This window comes from Mycobacterium sp. IS-1590 (assembly GCF_001500025.1).
Classification (GTDB): Bacteria; Actinomycetota; Actinomycetes; order Mycobacteriales; family Mycobacteriaceae; genus Mycobacterium.
The window spans coordinates 290,705-308,053 of the sequence record NZ_LQIW01000045.1; the positions used below are offsets into that span (position 1 = coordinate 290,705).

The following is a 17,349-nucleotide window of genomic DNA, read 5'->3' on the forward strand; positions in this document are numbered from 1 at the left end:
GTGGACGATGGCATCACACACGCCTCGGCTGGTGATATCGGCACTGGCCGCCGTCGCGGTGTATGCCCTGCTGTGGATCGGTTCCGCGCAGCAGTGGACGTGGTTGGCCGACATCGATTCCGCGGCGCTCGACGCTTTCTATCCGCTCGGTGTCGACCATCCGGGATGGGTGCTCGGATGGGATCTCTTCTGCACCGCTCTGGGCCCGGGCATGTTCCGCGTAGTGACCGTTGTCTTCATAGTTGTCGCGTTCGTGCGCCGCCGGATCCGCATCGCGATATTCCTGATCGTGACCGTGGAACTGGCCGGACTCGTAACGGAGATCGCGAAGGGCGCCGCCGACCGGCCCCGCCCGGACACCGCGTTCGTCACCGCGCTCGGAACATCGTTCCCCTCCGGCCACGCCCTCGGGGTGATCGTCGCCGTTCTCGCCCTGCTGACCGTCGGTCTGCCTGCCATGCGTCCGGCCGTCCGTGCGTGGCTCATCGCTGGGGGCTTCGGCGTCGTCGTCCTCATCGGCGTTGGCCGCGTAGTGCTCAACGTTCATCATCCGACCGACGTCGTGGCCGGATGGGCTTTGGGCTACGCGTATTTCGTGCTTTGTCTTCTCGCCGTGCGGCCGTCGTGGCCGGTCATGGAAGTGGCCGAAACACCGGAAGCGCCCGGTATCGCACGCTGAAGCTGGCCGTTTCGCACTCGGATCCGACCTCGCCGTCGTGCGCCAACAGAATCGGACCGTCAACCGCGGTGAACTCGAACTCGGGTACCCGCATCTCGTGATAGAACGGGCTGCGCTCGAGCCGGCCGAGTGCCACGTCAACCAGGATGCGCAGCTTGCTGAATCGGTGACCGGTCTCGAGGATCCGGACGTCCATCAAACCGTCGTCCATCCGGTCGCGCCGCGACGGCGCGAATCCCGAAGGCAGATAGGCCGAATTGCCGAGGAAGAACAGAAACGTCTGCAACGTCTTGTTGTCGTAACGAATGCGGACCGGATCCTCGTGGCGCAACGTGTGATACATCGCGTAGAGCCCGGCCAGCGGTTTGCCGATCTTGCGTTCGTACTTCTCTCGGGTGCGGACGAACGCCGGGTACGCCCCGATGCTCGCGGTGTTGACCACCATCTGCTTCTCGTTGAGACAAACCATGTCGACGCATGCGACGCTGCCCTGCCGGATCGTGTCGATCGTCTTTTGCACCGTGTCGCAACCGATGTCCTTCGCGAAGTGGTTGAACGTACCTCCCGGGAACACCGCCAGCGGCACACCCGCCTCGATGGCGGCCGCAGCCGCGCACGACACCGTTCCGTCCCCGCCGCCGATCGCCAGAACCTCAGCACGCTCAGCTGCCGACCGCAACGCGGCGTCGAAGCCATCGCCGTCGGAGAGTTCGACTATCTCCGCGCGCGGCAACGCCTCTCGGACCTCTTCGATGATGTCTGCTCCGGTCCCGCTGCCGGACGCCGGATTGACGACCAGCACCACACCGGCCCCGTCGGGGCGCGGCGGGGTTTCCACCCGCAGCGGGTCGGCGGTTGGAAGTCTCGTCGGCACCATTGGAGGAACCACCCGCCCGCCCAGCACCGCGACCGCCGCGCCCAGGCCGAATCCGGCGATCACGTCCCCGGGGTAATGCGCGCCGACGGCGACACGGGACAGGCCGACGAGCCCCGCCAGGAGCGCAAGCGGAAGGCCGATCGACGCGCTCTCCAGTCCAACCCCCACCGCGAAGGCGGCGGCGCTGGCCGAGTGCCCGGACGGAAGCGAGTTCGACGTGGGTTGGCGACGCGTGCGGCGTACCAGCGGTACGGAGTTGAACAGCGGGCGGGGCCGTCGCCGGATGCGCTTGGCGCCCTGATTGGTGATCAGGCTCGTCGCCGCCAGCGTGAGCACCCCGCGCACCGCACCGCGCCGCGCGCTCGGATTCCTGGTCGCGGCCAGCGCCGCCGCGATCGCGAACCACAGCTTGGAGTGATCGGCCGCGCGGGTCAGCGGCGGCATCACGGTGTCGAGCAGCGGGGTCGGCGACTCCGCGATCGCCTCGAAGATCTCCCGGTCGAGAGCGCCGAGACCGTGAGTGATTCGCCGAAGACCTGCGGGCCGGCCGACCACCTGCGCAACATCCATTTCCCCACCGTATCCACGAGCCTTGACAAGTAATCTTGTCAAGGCCATGGTGGCGTCATGCTCGACGTGGAAGTGATCGCCGATCCCGCGGCCGCGGTCAGTGCCTTGGACCCGATCCGCGGCCGCCTGCTCGCCGAGCTCACCGAACCGGCCTCCGCGGCGGCGCTCGCCACACGGGTCGGGATATCGCGGCAGAAGGTGAACTACCATCTGCGCGCGCTCGAGGAGCACCGACTGGTCGCCGAAGCCGGCGAGCGGCGGTGGGGCGGCCTGCGTGAGCGACTGCTGGTCGCCACGGCCGCGACCTACGTCGTGTCGCCCGGTGCAATGGGGCCCGTCGCCGCCGATCCTGGCCGCACCAACGACCGGCTGTCCGCGAGCTACCTGATCGCCCTTGCCGCCCGCGCCGTCCGCGAAGTGGGCGAGCTGTGGGCGGCCGCCCGCGACAAGAACAAGAGGCTGGCGACATTGTCGATCGACACCGCGATCCGATTTCGCTCACCGTCTGACCGGGCGGCCTTCACCCGCGATCTGTCCGACACGATCACCTCGCTGATCGCGCGCTATCACGACGAATCCGATCCGAACGCCCGCGGCTACCGCCTACTCGTGGCCGCCTATCCGCAACCGCACGAGGAGGACACGAAATGCCCTTGAACATAGAAGAACCCGGCCGCCGCTGGGTCGCGTCGGAAACCCTCGTGCCCGGCACACCCGAACAGGTATGGCAGGCCATCGCCACCGGCGCCGGGATGAGTGCCTGGTTCACGCCGACGTCGGTGCAAGAACACGTCGGCGGCGCCATCCGGTTCGACTTCGGTGACGAGAACTGCGGCGAGGCCGTGCAAGCCGGGAAGGTGACGGCGTGGGATCCGCCACGCCGGTTCGCCTACCAGGAATACGACTGGAGCGGTGACGCGCCGCCGCTGGCCACCGAGGTGACCGTCACCAGCCGCTCCGGTGACCGGTGCGTGATCCGCATGGTGCACAGCCTGTTCACCGAGCGTGACGACTGGGACGACGAACTGGAGAGCTTCGAGACCGGGTGGCCCGGCTTCTACGAGGTGCTCAAGGTCTATCTCGCGGACTTCCCCGGCGCGCGATCGGCATTGGTGCACGCCGCGGCCGATTCCCCGGCCGGCGAATTGCAGGTCTGGAAGCGGCTCACCGAAGCGCTCCGCATCGCGGGCGCCGACGTCGGCGAGCTCCGCGAAACCGCGCCGGACGTCCCTCGCCTCGCCGGTGTGGTCAACCGCATCCACCAGGACGGGCGCGCACGCCTGATCACGATGCGGATCGAGCAGCCGGCGGCCGGTGTGGCGCTCGTCGGCGCATGCACGGTCGGGGAGCGCGCCCACACCACGATCAGCATCTACTTTTACGGCGACGACGCCGAACAGGTTGCCGCCGCCGAACAACCCCGATGGTCGACATGGCTGCGTGGCCTACTCCAGTCGCAGTCCGTCGGCGCTTAGCATGAGCCGGTGCGGCGGTTGGTGGCGGTGATCTGCGCGACGGTGTTGGCCGGTGTGATGGCCGCAAACCCCGTCGCAGTGGCGCAGACGACGCCGTGGTTCGCTCAGTCCGTCGGAGGGGCTACCCAGGTGATTTCCGTTGTCGGCGTGGGTGGTTCGAAAGCCAAGATGGATGTCTACCAGCGGACCGGTGCGGGGTGGCAGCCGGTTGCGGCGGGCATACCGGCCTGGATCGGTGCCAACGGCATGACCCCGCAGAGCCACGACGGCGAAATGAAAACGCCGATGGGCGTTTTCACGCTCGATTTCGCCTTCGGCACCGCACCCAACCCCGGCGGAGGCCTGCCCTACGTGCAGGTCGGACCGGACCACTGGTGGGACGGCGACATGAAGAGCCCGACCTACAACACCATGCAGGTCTGCAAGAAGGCGCAGTGCGCATTCGACACCGACCCCGCCAGCGGTACCGAGAACCTCCAGATTCCGCAGTATGTGCACGCGGTCGTGATGGGCGTCAACAAGGCGCGGGTGCCCGGCAACGGAGGTGCATTCTTCCTGCACGCCACCGACGGCGGACCGACGGCCGGATGTGTGGCGATCGACGACGGCAAGCTGGTCGAGATCATGCGGTGGCTTCGGCCGGGCGCGTTGATCGCGGTCGCACAGTGACTCAGATGTTCAGCGCACGACCGGGTTTCACCTTGAAGTTCAGTGCCTCGAGCGACATCGACGCGTCATACGTGCGGTCGTAACCGGTTTCGCTGATCCGCCATCCGTCGCTCGTCCGCCGGTATCGGTCGTGATAGAAGCCCGCGCCGATCAGCATGAAGTTGAAGTCCGGCGCGATCACCCGATCCTGCAGGTACCACGTGCCCGTCGCTTCGTCACCGTCGACGGTGATCTCAGGGTGGGTGACGCGGTGTTCGGTGATGACCTCGGGGCCGAGCGAGTCCCGCATGAACTTGACCAGATCGTCGCGGTTGGTGAAGTGGTGCTCTTCGCCGATCGACTCGCCGTACTTGCCCACCACGTCCTCGGTGAGGGTGTCGGCGAACTCATCCCAGTGCTTGGTGTCGAGCGCGCGCAGGTAGCGGAACTTCACTTGTTGGATTTCGTCGATGTCGCCCATGCCCGACATTGCAACACAGCACCGCCGCAGCGCGTACATTCCGGACATGAAATTCGTCGACGCCTATGTGAAGTCTCCGTTCGCGGGGCTTGCGCCGTGGGTCCTCATGGCGATCGTCGCGGGTCCCGGCCGGTTCGAGGAAGCCGCCTCGGCGGCACTCGGTCTTGCGTTGTTGACGCTGTGGGTCGGCACCCGCCGCAGCGTGCCCGTTCATGCCCTCGAGGTGCTGACGATCGCCTACTTCGGCGTCCTTGCCGTGGTCGGGTTGCTCGCGCCGGATCGGGTGATCGACTGGCTACAGCTTTGGGCGGGCGAGCTCAGCAACATCGTGCTGGCCGTGTTCGCCGTCGGCACCCTGATCGTGCGCCGCCCGTTCACGATGGCCTACGCGAAGGACACCACGCCGCGCGAGCACTGGGACAGCCCACCGTTTCGGCGCATCAACTTCGCGATCACCGGGGCATGGGCCGCCGCGTTCGTGGTATCGGCCATCTCGGGTGGTATCGGCGATGCGATTCTGCGTGACAACGACAACTTCTGGACCGCGTGGATCATCCCGATCGGCGCCCTCGTGTTCGCCGCGTCGTTCACCGAGTTCTATCCCGATTACGCGACGGGGGAGTCGGACTCGTGGTCGGGTGCCATCGACTGGCTTCCGCCGTTCCTCACCGTCACCGGTATCGTCGGCTGGGTGTCGGATTCGACGTCCGACACCGTCGCGATCACCCTGATCGCGGTCGGCATCGTCGGATCGGCTGCCGTCCGAAAGTTCCTGCCGGAGAAGCCGATATCTACTGCGCCGCAGTGAGATTGCGCGTCGCCGGACCCTCGAGAAGGGTTCCGTCCGGAGCAAAGCGGGACCCGTGCAGCGGGCACTCCCACGACTCATCGGCGTCATTCCAGTTGACGATGCCGCCCAGGTGCGGACAGACCGGCGAGACGCGATACTCGCGGCCGTCGACCACGCTGCGCGCCTCCAGGTCCCACGGCGGGCCACTGACCACACCGCCCTCCTCGGGAGTGCGGTTGAGGATGCGGGTGACCGGCGTAATCCATCCGCGCGTCAGGTAGAGCGCCACCTGCGCGTTGGTCTGCATCGCCTTGGGGATGCCCGACAACTCGTGCGGGCTCCAGCTGTCGAAGGCCTGGGCCCAGTCCATCCGGCCGCCGAGGATGCGACTCGAGAGCGCCAGCGCGGCAGCGGTGCCGTTGGTCATGCCCCACTTGTCGAAACCCGTTGCCACGAAGATCTTGTCGTTGCCGGGCAGAATCGGCCCCACATAGGGCAATTCGTCGATGGGTGAGTAGTCCTGTGCGGACCAGTAGTGGGTCTGCATCGCCCCGGGGAAGTGCAGCTTCGTCCACTGGTCGAGTTCCTGAACCGACGACGCCGGACTCTTCTCATGGCCGACGGGATGTCCCGCGCCACCGGCGATCAGCCGATCACCGTCGGGCGTCGGCGCGTAACGCAGCGACCTGGTCGGCGAGTCGGCCGAAATGTACATGCCCCTTGTGATGTTTCCGGGGACTTTGTAGGCCATGCAGTAAGAGCGTTGCGGTTTGAGGCGGGCGAAGAAGCCGCCGCGATCCAGGATCGGGATGCCCGTCGCGAGGACGCATTGCTTGGCGTGCACGTCGAATTCGTCACCGGCGGCGGTGCGCACACCGAGGGCCAATTTGTCACCCTCGTTCGAAACCTTCTGCACCCGAACACCTTGCGCCAGCCGCCCGCCCCGTTCGTCGAGCTCGACCACCAAGCTGTCGAGCAGCGGCATCGGGTCGAACTGTGCCTGGTCGGCCAGCCGCACGGCGCCGTGGAACGGGAACGGCACATCGGCGTCGTCGACCCAGTCGACGTCCAACCCCGCGGCCTCACACGCCTCCAGCTCCTGGCGTACCGAGGAGACCCCCTTTTCGGATTGGGCGTAGGTGAACGCGTCCTCGCGTTGTACCGACAACCCGTGCGCCTCACAGTGCGCAACCAGCCACTCCAGGCCCTCGCGGTTACCCTCGACGTACTGCCTGGCGGTCCCGGGGCCGTGTTTGGAGACGATCTTCGACAGTTTGGTGCTCTGCAGCAGGCTGATCTTGGCGGTGGTGTTGCCGGTGGCGCCGGCCCCGACTCGCTGCGCTTCGAGCACCAGTACGTCCTTGCCGGCGCGCGCCAACAGCACCGCGGTGATGAGGCCGGTGATTCCGGCGCCGACCACGACGACGTCGGCCGACCGGTCCGCTTCGACCAGCGGGTCGGGCGGTGTCGGCCGCTCGACGCGGTTTGCCAGCCAAAGAGATGTCATGGCATTGCAGGTACCCGTTTGGCGCACGCCAAAACCGTGGCGGCCGAACGGGGTTCGCACCGGAGTGTCTGACCGGTTCCCGGTGGTCGGAGGACTATCGTGTGGTCCGTTATGAGCGACCCATTGGGGTTGTCGATCGGGACGACGAACTTGGTCGCGGTACGCATCGACAATCGAGCCGATCAGCCCGTGCTCCGTCGTCCGGTATACACCGTGCCGGACGGCACTGTGATGTCCGGCTTCGTCGAGCGGGTGGGCGACGATGTGCCACTGGTCGCCGCGGACGGGTCGTCACACTCGGCCGACCGACTGTTGGTCGCCGCGCTCGCAGATCTCGTCGAAGCTGGCGGGCCGGCGTCATCCGATATCTCGGTCGCCGTCCCGGCGCACTGGGGGCCGGCCACTCTGCGGACGCTGCGCAGCGCCCTGCGTGGTCATCCCATTTTCGGCGCCGATGGCACGATCACCCGACTCGTTTCGGATGGGAAGGCCTCGCTGACCGCGCTGCAGAGCGAGCTCGGCCTCCCGGCACAGGGTGTGGTGGCGCTGGTGGACTTCGGTGGCGGTGCAACCGGCATCACGCTGGCGGATGCAGGCGACGCCTTCGAGCCCATCGACGAGACGACTCGTCATGCGGAGTTCTCCGGTGACTACGTGGACCAAGCCCTGCTCAGCCACGTCCTCGCCGGGCTCGCGGGTTCGGGAGGCGACGACCCCACGAGCACGGCAGCCGTGGGATCACTGTCGCGTCTGCGAGAAGACTGCCGCGACGCCAAGGAACGGTTGTCGACGCACGAAGCCACCGATGTCGAGGTGCGGTTGCCGCATCATCACTCGGTGGTCCGGGTGACGCGAGAGGAACTCGAGGCTCTGGTCGCGGCACCACTGGACGGTGTCCTGGCGGCGATTGATGACACGTTGCAGCGCAACAGAATTGGCTGGAAAGACATCGTCGCACTCGTTGCCGTCGGCGGTGGCGCCGGCATGCCGCTGATTCCACGGCGGCTGGCCGAGCACTGCGGCATACCGGTGTTCGCCACCGCGCGGCCAGGGTTGGACGCCGCGAAGGGCGCGGCGCTGATCGGCGCGTACACCTCGGCCGCCGAAGCGCGGACCGGCTTGGCGCCCGTGGTTCCCGCGGACGCCCCGACGGGTTTGGCGCCGGTGTCCCCGACGGAGGCCGAGCCGCCGGGATCGTCGACCTTTCGCGCGCTGGCCTGGTCGCAGGACGATGCGGCGGACGAGCCCGTGCCGTACACCGGCGCAGGGCCCTATGAAACGCCGTATGACTCCGGGCCGATGCGCCCGCCGCCCGTGCAGTACGTGGGCCCGACGACGGGACCGATCGACGAACCCCGGATCTGGCAGCGGCTACCGGGGCTGGTGATGGGCGTGGCGGCCGCGATCGCAGTGGTCGCAGTGGGCGGAGTGGCGATCGCCCTGACCAGCGCGAGCGGCAACACCGGCGTGACCGAGGCACCGCGGACCGCACCGGTGCCGCCGCCGTCGGCGCCGGCGCCCGAACCGGTCGCACCCGAGACGCCGCCGCCGCCGGTCGAGACCGTCACGCTGACCGATGCTCCGCCCCCTCCGCCGGTGACCACCGAAGCGCCGCCACCTCCACCGACCACGACGGTCGTCACGACGACACAACCGACGACCACAACCACAACGACGACGACGACTACAACCACCACGACGCCGACGACCACGACGACCACGACGACGACCACCACGCCGATGACGACCACTTATCTGACCGTGCCGTTCGTGCCGGTTCCGATACCGATTCAGGTGCCGCAGAACCCTTACCAGCCGGCACCGTAGATCCACCTGTGGAGATAATGCGGCGATGAACCGGTTACTTTCCGTCGCGGCGGCCCTGGCGATCACGGCGGCGGTGACAGCGCCGTCGGCGGCCGCCACCCCCGCCGAGGGCGACATCGAGCGCACCGACGTGGCGAAGGGCACGACAGATGCACCCATTGCGATAGTCGCCGTGGGCCAACCGACCACCCTCTACATACAGAACCTCGTGCTCGCCCCCGAGTCCAGCAGTGGTTGGCACACCCACCCCGGTCCGGAGCACTCGGTGATCAACGGCGGCGAGGTGAGTCTGCAGACAGCCGGTGGCTGCATGCCTGCGGTATTCGGTGCCGGGCAGGCCATATTCGTGCCTGCCGGCGTCCCACATGTGGTGTCCAACAAGGGCTTTGAGCACGCAGAGGCGACGGTTACCTACACGTTGCCTGCCGACCGCGCGGTGCGGGACGACGCGCCGGCCGCCTGCCCGTAGGGCTAACGCCCGTACGAGTAGTCCGGTTCGTGGAAGCGGTTGATGATCGGGATCCGCTCGATGATTCTGTCGCGTAGCCGTGGCTGCGGAGGCGGTACATAAGCAGGTGCCGGCGGTGGCGCGTAAACCGGTGCGGGCGGCGTGTACGCCGGGGCGGTGTCGACGGGGGCCGGCGGCGTGTAGACGGGTTCCGGTGCGGTGTACGCCGGTGCGGGCGGTACGTAAGCCGGTGGTTGGTAGACCGGTTCGACCGGGGGAGCGGCGGGCGGCGGCGGGGCTGCCACCGCGATGGTCTGTGCGACGACCGGCCTGGCCTCGGCCGGGGTCGTAGCGGCCTTCTTGCTGTGGATCTCGTTCTCGTCGGGCCGCGGCGCCTCTTCCGCGACGGCCTCAGCTGCCTTGTCGGCGGCGCGCGTCTCCTGGCGCGTGGATGTGTCTTCGCCCGTGAGGCTCAGGCCGACCGCCGTCGAGGTCGACACGACGAAGGTGACCACCGCGGCGACGAGAACCGACGCCAGCGCCCCGATCCTCGACGGCCCCTTCGGCATCGCGGCGTCCAGCCCGTTGACCGCACGTGCCGAGGCCAGCGCCGCTCCGCGAGCCAACGCCAAGTCCGCTTCGGCGGCGGAGAACACGGGGGAGTCCGTCACGTCGCCGAGTGTGGAGGTGATGAGCTCGAGATCGCGGGCCGACCCGACCACGAAGATGGCCTCCGGTCGCCAATGGTTGAGCTCGAGCATGGCGATCACGCTGCTGGGCAACTCGACGACGTCCGCGCCGTCAAGCGGCCGGGCGATGCGGTCGACGGTCACGGCCTCGCCGTTGACCATCGCGACCACCGCGGCGTCGGGTTCCACGATGCACACCGCGACGTCCTCGTAGTCGGCGATCTCGGCGATGCCCGCCGCCAGCACATCGCCCGCTTCGAGCTCGGAGATCGCGATCGCGTTGCCGTGACCGCGGGCGGTCAGGGCGTCCAGCACACCGGACGCCACGGCTTCGGCTTCGCTGGTCCAGGTGACGCCGATGGCGTGGATCGGGCCGTCGACGACGTCGGCGAGCACCACATTGAGCAGATCGTCAGGGTCGACATCCGAGTCGAAGTCCAACGATCCGCGGTCGACAGTGGCGCCCTCGCCGGTGGTGCCCTCGACGAGCACCCACCGAACCGTGCTGGACGTCATCGACAGGCCGAGCACGAGGTCCATATCGTGTCCCCGTTCTTGCGGTGAATCAGGCCTTGAGGTTACCTCTCGCCTGACTCGGTACCCACTCAGCCGCGGCACCCAACGATTGCGGCGGGGCCACGTATCCGACGATTGTGGCGGTGGCACGATGTGGAGTTTGCGACGATGGCGCGCGGGGGAAACATTTGCGTCACCGATGTGTGTGAGGGGGAGCAATACGTGGACCCGCCGGCCGAGACGACTTCGGACCCGCGATCTCGGGTGCGCACCTCGTGCCTGCGCTTCGGGGTGAGCACGCCGGGCGGGTTCACGGCGGGGCGCGAGCTACAAGCGGTGGCCGATGCGGTCGGACACCGGCCCGAGCTGGTGATGGCGTTCGAGGATTTCTTTGCTCTACCCCCGGTGCCCGCGATGGCCGTGGCGGCGTACAGCGGCGCCGATCCCATCGTCTCGTGGGAGCCATGGTGCTGGACCGACGATCGGTCGCCGGCGGTCATGGAGTCGCTACGCGCCGGGGCCCTCGACGACTACATCTACCGCTGGGCCGATGAGATCGGCGAATGGGGGAAGCGCACCTTCATCCGGTTCGCGCACGAGTTCAACGGCGACTGGTACCCCTGGACGCCCGCATGCGGCACTCCGCCGTCGGCGTACGTCGACGCGTGGCGGCATGTGCGCGACATCTTCACCGAGAGACATGTCGCGAACGTGGAATGGATCTGGGCGCCCACCGTGCCCTCCGCGGGAAACTTGGCCGACTGGTATCCGGGCGACGAATACGTCGATGTGTTGGGCGTCGACGGATACAACTGGGGCACCAGCCTGCCGTCCACCAGCTGGGTTGATCCCGAGCAACTCTTCGGAGCGGCCCTCGACGAGCTCAGGGCGATCGCCGCGGGCAAGCCCATCCTGATTGCGGAGGTGGGTTGCGCCGAGTCCGGCGGTTGCAAATCCGAATGGATCGAGAACTTCATGGAATTCCTATGGCAGCAGCGCGATGTGATCGGATTCGTGTGGTTCGACCATGACAAGGAGACCGATTGGCGGATCGAGAGCACGCCGCAGTCCGCGGCCGCGATGGCCGGGGCGATGCGGGATCTGCGGTTGGTGTCATGACATCGGACGTGGCGCATGACCCCTTCGCGCTCCCGGCCGAGGTGGAGGAGCAGCGGCTGCACTCCCTGGCGCAACTGGACATTCTCGACACCCCGGCCGAAGAGCGGTTCGATCGGATCATCCGGATGGCGCAACTGATCTTCGAGGTGCCGAGGGCATACATCAACTTCATCGACCGCGACCGGCAATGGTGCAAGCAGGCGGTGGGCGAGGGCCTGGAGATCAGCGGACCTCGCGAGACCTCGGTGTGTCGGGCCACCATCGCGCGGACCTATGACAAACCGTCGGAGCCGGCCCTGATCGTCGACGATCTGACTGCCGCGCCGGAATTCGCGGCGCTGCCCGCGATCGCGGCCGAGGACGGAATCCGGTTCTACGCCGGTTATCCGCTGTTCGGTCCCGGCGGCCACGCGGTCGGCACCTTCTGTATCTACGACCTGAAACCGCGTTCACTCGACGCCCGGCAGCGCGAGGTGTTCCGTGCGCTGGCCGTGTGGGCACAGCATGAACTCGAACGGTCCGATGACCTGGAACGTGCGGCCGCCATTCAGCGGCTGCTGCTGCCGCCGGAGATCGGCGACCTCCCGGGGTATTCCGTCTGTGCGATGTGTTCGCCCGCCTTCGCGGTCGGCGGCGACTTCTACGATTACTACCCCGTGCAGCGCGGCGCGGTGTTCACCGTCGCCGACGTGATGGGCAAGGGATTGGGGGCGGCGTTGCTGACCGCCAGCGTCCGGTCGGCGCTGAGGGGCGCGTCGCGCGCCGTCGACCAGGTCGCACACGATGCCGACCTGTCGGCGGCAATCAACTCGGTCGCCAGTCAACTGGCCGAGGACTTCAGCCGCACAGACACTTTCGTGACGATATTTCACAGCCGGCTGGACACCACGACCGGGCGGTTGCAATACGTCGACGCGGGCCACGGAATCGCCGCGGTGTTGAGGCGGGCGGGCACCGTCGAACGCCTGCCCACGGGTGGACTGCCGATGGGCGTCGTGCCCAACGACACCTGGAAGACTCAGGAGACCGTCTTGAATCCGGGAGACATGCTCGTCGTCGCATCCGACGGGTCGCTGGACCTGCTCGGCCGCAGCGCCGTGGAGCAGGACATACTGAATTACGTTGCCGAACACGCCAACCCGGGTGACCTTTGTGCGGGGGTAAGCGCTTTGACCACCAGCAAGCCGCCACTGGACGACGTGACGTTGATAGCGGTCCGCCGGGACGACCTGTGAAACATCAACTTCCGCCCGAAGGGACCATGCCGTCTCCGTGGTTGCGGCTGTTGATCGTGGTGACCGCCGTGCTGGGCATCAATTACGTTGTCTGGCGGTGGCTTGCCTCGACGAATTGGTCGGCCTGGTGGATCGCCGTACCGCTGGTGATGGCCGAGACCTACAGCCTGATCGACTCGCTGTTGTTCGGTATGACGATGTGGCGGCTGCGTCGTCGACCCCCGCCGCCGCCGCCTCGTGAGGATGCGACGGTCGACGTGTTCATCACGACTTACAACGAGCCCATCGACATGGTGATCGCGACAGCCGAAGCCGCGCAACGCATTCGATTCCCGCACCAGACCTACATTCTCGACGACGGGGAGCGGGATGAACTGGCGGAGGCGGCTGCCGAGCGGGGGATCGGCTACCTCGTCCGATCTTCGCATTGGCTGGACAAGCCGCGTCACGCCAAGGCGGGCAACCTCAACAACGCACTGCTGGAGACCGAAGGCGAGTTCATCCTGATCCTGGATGCGGACCAGGTGCCGGAGCCGGAGATCCTCGACCGCACACTGGGGTACTTCCGCGACGAGAAGATGGCGTTGGTGCAGACGCCGCAATACTTCGTCAACGTCCCGTTCTCCGACCCGCTGGGCAGCCAGGCGCCACTGTTCTACGGTCCCATCCAGCAAGGCAAGGACGGCTGGAACGCCGCCTACTTCTGCGGTTCCAACGCGGTGCTGCGCCGCGACGCGCTGATGCAACTCGGCGTGACGGGCTATGTCCGCGCGGTCGAAGACGGCATCAAACGCGCGCTCTACACCTCCCGAAAGATCCTCAAGCAGGCCAAGCGCAGGATCGGCAGGGACCAACCGGACGTGCTGGCCGCCCTGACGAGCGTCGAGGACGCCGTGCACGAGTCCCGTGCCGCGCTCAAGAACAAGCAACCGCTGGCCGACATCACCTACCTGTTCCAGCAACGCGTCGACGCGGCGACAAAGAGCTTGGTTGACGCCGATGTCAGCGCCATGCGCGCCGACCTCGATGCCATCGCCGCGTTGAGTGGGCAGGGGGAACAACTCGACACCGCAGTCATCTTCGATGACGAGGCGCTGGAATCGCTGGCCGGACGGGACTGGTCACCGTTGGGGGCGCTGGAGTCGATCCGCACCATGATCCGCGCGGTCGACGTCGGGAGGGACGACGAGGCCCAGCCGATGCTGCCGATGGCCACCATCTCCGTGACCGAGGACATGGCCACCTGCATGCGCATGCACGCGCTCGGGTGGAAGTCGGCCTACCACCACGAGATCCTGGCCAAGGGGCTGGCGCCCGACGACGTGCGAACCATGCTCACGCAGCGGCTGCGTTGGGCGCAGGGCACGATTCAGGTGATGCTCAAGGAGAACCCACTGTTCGTCAAGGGGCTGAGCATCGGACAGCGCCTGATGTACTTCGCGACGATGTGGAGCTACCTGGCCGGTTTCGCGGCGTTGGCCTACATCGCCGCCCCGGCGATCTTCCTGATCTTCAACGTGATGCCGGTGCAGGCATACAGCTGGGACTTCTTCGGGCGGTTGATTCCGTTCCTGATCCTCAACCAGCTCCTCTTCATCGTCGTCAGTAGAGGCACGCCCACCTGGCGTGGCCAGCAGTACAGCCTTGCGCTGTTCCCGGTGTGGATCAAGGCGTGTATCACGGCATTTCGAAATGTCTACTTCGACCGGCCCCTCGGCTTTGCGGTGACACCCAAGACGCGGCAGGGCGCGGGCGCCATCCCGTGGGGATTGGTGAAATGGCAGATCGCCGCCATGGTGCTGCTGGTGGTCGCCTCGGTCATCGGGATCGTCCAACTGTATTTCGGCGCAATCTCGGTGCTGGGCGTCGGAGTGAATCTATTCTGGGTGCTCTTCGACCTGATCATCCTGAGCGTGGTGTTCCAGGCGGTGCGGTATCGCGGCCATGAAGCGGAAGGTGAGAAGTGACCGGATCGACTAGGCGTACAACATCTTCGGGTGCAGTGGTGGTCAAGCCCGAGGGGCGGCTGAACATGGTGGCGGCGCCGGCGCTGCGTAAGGAACTACACGGCCTCATCGAGGGCGGCAACACCCGGCTGGTCGTGGATCTGTCGGCAACGGAGTTCATCGACTCGTCGGGTCTCGGGGCGCTGATCTCCGGACTCAAGCTTGCGAGGCAGGCCGGAGGGGATCTGAGAATCGCGGCGCCCACCACGCAGGTGGAGACCGTGTTGTCGCTGACGAACCTGGACCGAGTGCTGCGCGCACATCCCACCGCCGACGCCGCATTCGACTAGAAGCGACCGATGATGCAGAATCCCGCCGCCGTCGTCGAAATGGCCACTGGACCCGAAACCCTTGCAGCCCTGCAGGAAACATTGGACGAGGTGTGGCAGAGGCATGACATTCCCGATGGGACCCGGATGTCGATGGATCTGGCGGTCGGAGAGATCGGCGCCAATATCATCGAGCATGCAGGGGGCGGCCAGTCGGTGCGGTTGCGAATGGAGGTCACGGTTTCGCCGACCGAAGTGATCGCGACCCTCATCGACGACGGCGGACCGTCCCCCGTCGACCTCAGCCAGGTGGAGCTGCCCGATGAACTCGCGGAAAGCGGCCGGGGGCTGGCCATCACGCTGAGGGTGCTCGACGAGCTGTCCTATCGGCGCGAGGAGACCGGAAACCGTTGGACGTTGGTGTCGCGTCTGCACTGACCGGGGTCAGGGCCGGAACGTGACTCCGCCGTCGACGCTGATCGTCTGTGCGGTGATGAAGCTGCCGTCGTCGGAGAGCAGCAGGGCGGCCAACGCCGCGACGTCGTTGGGTGCCCCGAACCGGGATTTGATCATCTGCCGCGCGCGGGCCTGCTCGACGACGCCGTCGGGCATCGGTTGTTGATCGAACTTGTAGTGCCAGATCAAGCCGGGCGCGATCGCGTTGCATCGGATGCCCTTCGGTCCGTATCGGCGGGCGATATGCCGCATCAGGGCCAACTCGGCCGCTTTGCTCATCGCGTACGACACTCGGGTGCCCGCGCCGTTGTAGGCGTCGATGGAAGCGGTGAAGACGATCGAACCGCCGCCGCCCTCGACCATCGCAGGGATGGCGTGCTTGGCGCAGATGACGAAACCGCGGGTGTTGACGCGCATCACTTCGTCGAAGGCTTCGAGTGCAAGCTCCACGACCCCGCCGGGCAGGTAGGCGTCCGCGGCATTGGTGAAGTTCACATGCATACCGTCGAGGCGACCGAAGGTGTCCACGGCCTGCGCGACCGTCGAGATGACGGACTGCTCATCGGAGCCGTCGAGGTAGCTTCCGCGGATCCGCTCGCCCGCGGGGTCCAGCTCGTCGGTGACCCGTTTCACCAGCTCAGCGTCGATATCGCCGATCACCAGACGGGCTCCCTCGTCGGCGAACCTGCGCGCCAGCCCGTTGCCGATGCCGCCGAGGCCGGCGACGATGATGACCTTGTCTTCGAGCAATCCCGCCACGTCTGGAGATGATCCACCCTGGTCGAGCACCGTCTCAGCGGATCGTCCTGGATTGCGGCGAATGTAACGATTTGATATACAACCCTGCGTGGGTCGGCACTCCGTAGCCAAGAAGCGGCGCACGTCACCGTTGGGCGTGGCTGCGGTGCTCGGCCCGGCCGCGGTCTTCTTCGCGGTCGGAGGCGACGTTCACCTTCAGGCCCGTCCGGCCCCCGAGAGCAAACCCGTCGTCGAAGAGGTCGCAGACGCGCAACCGTGCTGTTTGGAGGTCGTTGCGGCCCCCGCGACAGCGCCCGCGGCGTCCATCGGCCATGTCAGCCTCGGTGTGACGCCCGACGCCATGGTCGCGGCGGCCCGCTACCGCACCGTCGACCGCGCACTCCCGGTCGGCATCGCCCCCGAGCGCGGCCTTCAGGTGAAGACGATCCTGGCGTCGCGCGCGATCAGCGAGGCCTTCCCCGAGATCAGCAACATCGGCGGGGTGCGGCCGGATTCGTTGAGGTGGCATCCCAACGGCTTGGCGCTCGACGTGATGATCCCCAACCACGGCAGCGCAGAGGGAATTGCGCTCGGTGACGAGATCGTCTCCTACGTGCTGCGCAACGCGAAACGATTCGGCCTGCAGGATGCGATCTGGCGCGGCGTGTACTACACGCCGGACGGCGCTCAACGAGGCGGCTACGGCCATTACGACCATGTGCACATCACGACGCATGGCGGCGGTTATCCGACCGGCGAAGAGACCTACCTGCGCTGAGTTGCCGTCGCGGGATGCGACGCCGCGTACCCCAGCAGGTGTGACCAATCTGACAGTTTGCTGAGAATCGCCAGCTACGCGCACGCAAATTTTCGCCAGCAAACACATCCGAGGTGTCTGGCCGGGTCAGCTCCTGCCGGCCTCGGCCATTGCGCGGTTAATATTTCCATCCGTAAGTAAGCACAGTTATTTTCAGGGGTGGGATACGCATGCGCAGTTGCAGCGCGAAACCAGAGGGTGC

At 66.8% G+C, this 17,349-nt stretch carries 18 protein-coding genes; 13 read left to right on the top strand and 5 right to left on the bottom strand.

The genetic code is table 11. The annotated features are described in order from the left end of the window. Nucleotides 1–7: 7 nt before the first annotated feature. The gene (locus tag AU197_RS20770; RefSeq protein ID WP_064404966.1) at nt 8–679 is read left to right on the top strand and encodes a phosphatase PAP2 family protein; all 672 of its coding nucleotides are present in this window, start codon (nt 8–10) and stop codon (nt 677–679) included. On the opposite strand, the gene AU197_RS20775 is transcribed toward AU197_RS20770, so the two are convergent. Further along, complete coding sequence (locus AU197_RS20775; protein ID WP_064404968.1) at nt 633–2,126, bottom strand: bifunctional phosphatase PAP2/diacylglycerol kinase family protein; 1,494 nt, start codon at nt 2,124–2,126, stop codon at nt 633–635. The two genes, AU197_RS20770 and AU197_RS20775, sit on opposite strands and share 47 nt — an antisense overlap. Before the next feature lie 57 nt (nt 2,127–2,183). Between AU197_RS20775 and AU197_RS20780 the strand changes: the two genes are divergently transcribed. The 3 genes from AU197_RS20780 to AU197_RS20790 are packed head-to-tail and all read left to right on the top strand — an operon-like array spanning nt 2,184 to nt 4,270. Beyond that, nucleotides 2,184–2,783, top strand: a complete 600-nt coding sequence (locus AU197_RS20780) for an ArsR/SmtB family transcription factor (RefSeq protein ID WP_064404970.1) — start codon at nt 2,184–2,186, stop codon at nt 2,781–2,783. Further along, nucleotides 2,774–3,601, top strand: a complete 828-nt coding sequence (locus AU197_RS20785; RefSeq protein ID WP_064404971.1) for an SRPBCC family protein — start codon at nt 2,774–2,776, stop codon at nt 3,599–3,601. The genes AU197_RS20780 and AU197_RS20785 overlap by 10 nt, the downstream gene beginning before the upstream one ends. A 9-nt stretch (nt 3,602–3,610) precedes the next feature. Continuing rightward, entirely contained in the window at nt 3,611–4,270 is a 660-nt protein-coding gene (locus AU197_RS20790) for a L,D-transpeptidase family protein (RefSeq protein WP_064404973.1), read from the top strand. 1 nt (nt 4,271) lies between these two features. Here the strand turns inward: AU197_RS20790 and AU197_RS20795 are convergent, their stop codons facing one another. After that, a complete protein-coding gene (locus AU197_RS20795; protein ID WP_064405105.1) occupies nt 4,272–4,730 on the bottom strand; it encodes a nuclear transport factor 2 family protein in 459 nt (152 codons plus the stop codon). Nucleotides 4,731–4,776: 46 nt separating this feature from the next. Here AU197_RS20795 and AU197_RS20800 point away from each other — a divergent pair, with 46 nt between their 5' ends. Beyond that, nucleotides 4,777–5,538, top strand: coding sequence for a DUF3159 domain-containing protein (locus tag AU197_RS20800; RefSeq protein ID WP_156434499.1), 762 nt, complete (start codon nt 4,777–4,779; stop codon nt 5,536–5,538). On the opposite strand, the gene AU197_RS20805 is transcribed toward AU197_RS20800, so the two are convergent. Beyond that, nucleotides 5,522–7,027, bottom strand: a complete 1,506-nt coding sequence (locus tag AU197_RS20805; protein WP_064404975.1) for an FAD-dependent oxidoreductase — start codon at nt 7,025–7,027, stop codon at nt 5,522–5,524. The genes AU197_RS20800 and AU197_RS20805 overlap by 17 nt on opposite strands. 111 nt (nt 7,028–7,138) lie before the next feature. Here AU197_RS20805 and AU197_RS20810 point away from each other — a divergent pair, with 111 nt between their 5' ends. Next, nucleotides 7,139–8,854, top strand: a complete 1,716-nt coding sequence (locus AU197_RS20810; protein WP_064404976.1) for an Hsp70 family protein — start codon at nt 7,139–7,141, stop codon at nt 8,852–8,854. Between the two features lie 25 nt (nt 8,855–8,879). Then, the gene (locus tag AU197_RS20815) at nt 8,880–9,323 is read left to right on the top strand and encodes a cupin domain-containing protein (protein WP_064404978.1); all 444 of its coding nucleotides are present in this window, start codon (nt 8,880–8,882) and stop codon (nt 9,321–9,323) included. Nucleotides 9,324–9,325: 2 nt separating this feature from the next. Here AU197_RS20815 and AU197_RS20820 read toward each other — a convergent pair whose 3' ends face one another. Beyond that, the gene (locus AU197_RS20820; RefSeq protein ID WP_064404980.1) at nt 9,326–10,531 is read right to left on the bottom strand and encodes a DUF7159 family protein; all 1,206 of its coding nucleotides are present in this window, start codon (nt 10,529–10,531) and stop codon (nt 9,326–9,328) included. Nucleotides 10,532–10,729: 198 nt separating this feature from the next. Between AU197_RS20820 and AU197_RS20825 the strand changes: the two genes are divergently transcribed. From AU197_RS20825 to AU197_RS20845, 5 genes are read left to right on the top strand one after another with little or no spacing between them, the layout of a single operon-like run. Beyond that, nucleotides 10,730–11,626 (top strand): glycoside hydrolase family 26 protein, encoded by an 897-nt coding sequence (locus tag AU197_RS20825; RefSeq protein ID WP_064404981.1) that lies wholly within the window; start codon nt 10,730–10,732, stop codon nt 11,624–11,626. Next, nucleotides 11,623–12,861: a PP2C family protein-serine/threonine phosphatase gene (locus tag AU197_RS20830; protein WP_064404983.1), complete on the top strand. Its 1,239-nt coding sequence runs from the start codon at nt 11,623–11,625 to the stop codon at nt 12,859–12,861. The genes AU197_RS20825 and AU197_RS20830 overlap by 4 nt, the downstream gene beginning before the upstream one ends. Nucleotides 12,862–12,887: 26 nt before the next feature. Beyond that, nucleotides 12,888–14,828: a glycosyltransferase gene (locus AU197_RS20835; RefSeq protein WP_197415613.1), complete on the top strand. Its 1,941-nt coding sequence runs from the start codon at nt 12,888–12,890 to the stop codon at nt 14,826–14,828. Next, nucleotides 14,825–15,157, top strand: a complete 333-nt coding sequence (locus AU197_RS20840) for an STAS domain-containing protein (RefSeq protein ID WP_064404987.1) — start codon at nt 14,825–14,827, stop codon at nt 15,155–15,157. Before AU197_RS20835 ends, AU197_RS20840 begins: the two co-directional genes overlap by 4 nt. 9 nt (nt 15,158–15,166) lie before the next feature. Next, nucleotides 15,167–15,574 (top strand): ATP-binding protein, encoded by a 408-nt coding sequence (locus tag AU197_RS20845; protein ID WP_156431511.1) that lies wholly within the window; start codon nt 15,167–15,169, stop codon nt 15,572–15,574. 6 nt (nt 15,575–15,580) lie between these two features. Here the strand turns inward: AU197_RS20845 and AU197_RS20850 are convergent, their stop codons facing one another. Further along, nucleotides 15,581–16,351 carry an SDR family NAD(P)-dependent oxidoreductase gene (locus AU197_RS20850; protein WP_064404989.1) on the bottom strand — a complete coding sequence of 257 codons (771 nt, stop codon included), beginning with the start codon at nt 16,349–16,351 and terminating at the stop codon, nt 15,581–15,583. A gap of 88 nt (nt 16,352–16,439) precedes the next feature. Between AU197_RS20850 and AU197_RS20855 the strand changes: the two genes are divergently transcribed. Further along, nucleotides 16,440–17,108 (top strand): VldE C-terminal domain-containing protein, encoded by a 669-nt coding sequence (locus tag AU197_RS20855; protein WP_064404991.1) that lies wholly within the window; start codon nt 16,440–16,442, stop codon nt 17,106–17,108. Nucleotides 17,109–17,349: the final 241 nt, after the last annotated feature.

What these genes read in the sequence shown, in the direction of transcription:
- AU197_RS20770 (WP_064404966.1), top strand. Translation starts at nt 8, where the DNA reads ATGGCATCACACACGCCTCGGCTGGTGATATCGGCACTGGCCGCCGTC.
- AU197_RS20775 (WP_064404968.1), bottom strand. Translation starts at nt 2,126, where the DNA reads ATGGATGTTGCGCAGGTGGTCGGCCGGCCCGCAGGTCTTCGGCGAATC.
- AU197_RS20780 (WP_064404970.1), top strand. Translation starts at nt 2,184, where the DNA reads ATGCTCGACGTGGAAGTGATCGCCGATCCCGCGGCCGCGGTCAGTGCC.
- AU197_RS20785 (WP_064404971.1), top strand. Translation starts at nt 2,774, where the DNA reads ATGCCCTTGAACATAGAAGAACCCGGCCGCCGCTGGGTCGCGTCGGAA.
- AU197_RS20795 (WP_064405105.1), bottom strand. Translation starts at nt 4,730, where the DNA reads ATGGGCGACATCGACGAAATCCAACAAGTGAAGTTCCGCTACCTGCGC.
- AU197_RS20800 (WP_156434499.1), top strand. Translation starts at nt 4,777, where the DNA reads ATGAAATTCGTCGACGCCTATGTGAAGTCTCCGTTCGCGGGGCTTGCG.
- AU197_RS20805 (WP_064404975.1), bottom strand. Translation starts at nt 7,027, where the DNA reads ATGACATCTCTTTGGCTGGCAAACCGCGTCGAGCGGCCGACACCGCCC.
- AU197_RS20810 (WP_064404976.1), top strand. Translation starts at nt 7,139, where the DNA reads ATGAGCGACCCATTGGGGTTGTCGATCGGGACGACGAACTTGGTCGCG.
- AU197_RS20815 (WP_064404978.1), top strand. Translation starts at nt 8,880, where the DNA reads ATGAACCGGTTACTTTCCGTCGCGGCGGCCCTGGCGATCACGGCGGCG.
- AU197_RS20820 (WP_064404980.1), bottom strand. Translation starts at nt 10,531, where the DNA reads ATGGACCTCGTGCTCGGCCTGTCGATGACGTCCAGCACGGTTCGGTGG.
- AU197_RS20830 (WP_064404983.1), top strand. Translation starts at nt 11,623, where the DNA reads ATGACATCGGACGTGGCGCATGACCCCTTCGCGCTCCCGGCCGAGGTG.
- AU197_RS20835 (WP_197415613.1), top strand. Translation starts at nt 12,888, where the DNA reads ATGCCGTCTCCGTGGTTGCGGCTGTTGATCGTGGTGACCGCCGTGCTG.
- AU197_RS20845 (WP_156431511.1), top strand. Translation starts at nt 15,167, where the DNA reads ATGATGCAGAATCCCGCCGCCGTCGTCGAAATGGCCACTGGACCCGAA.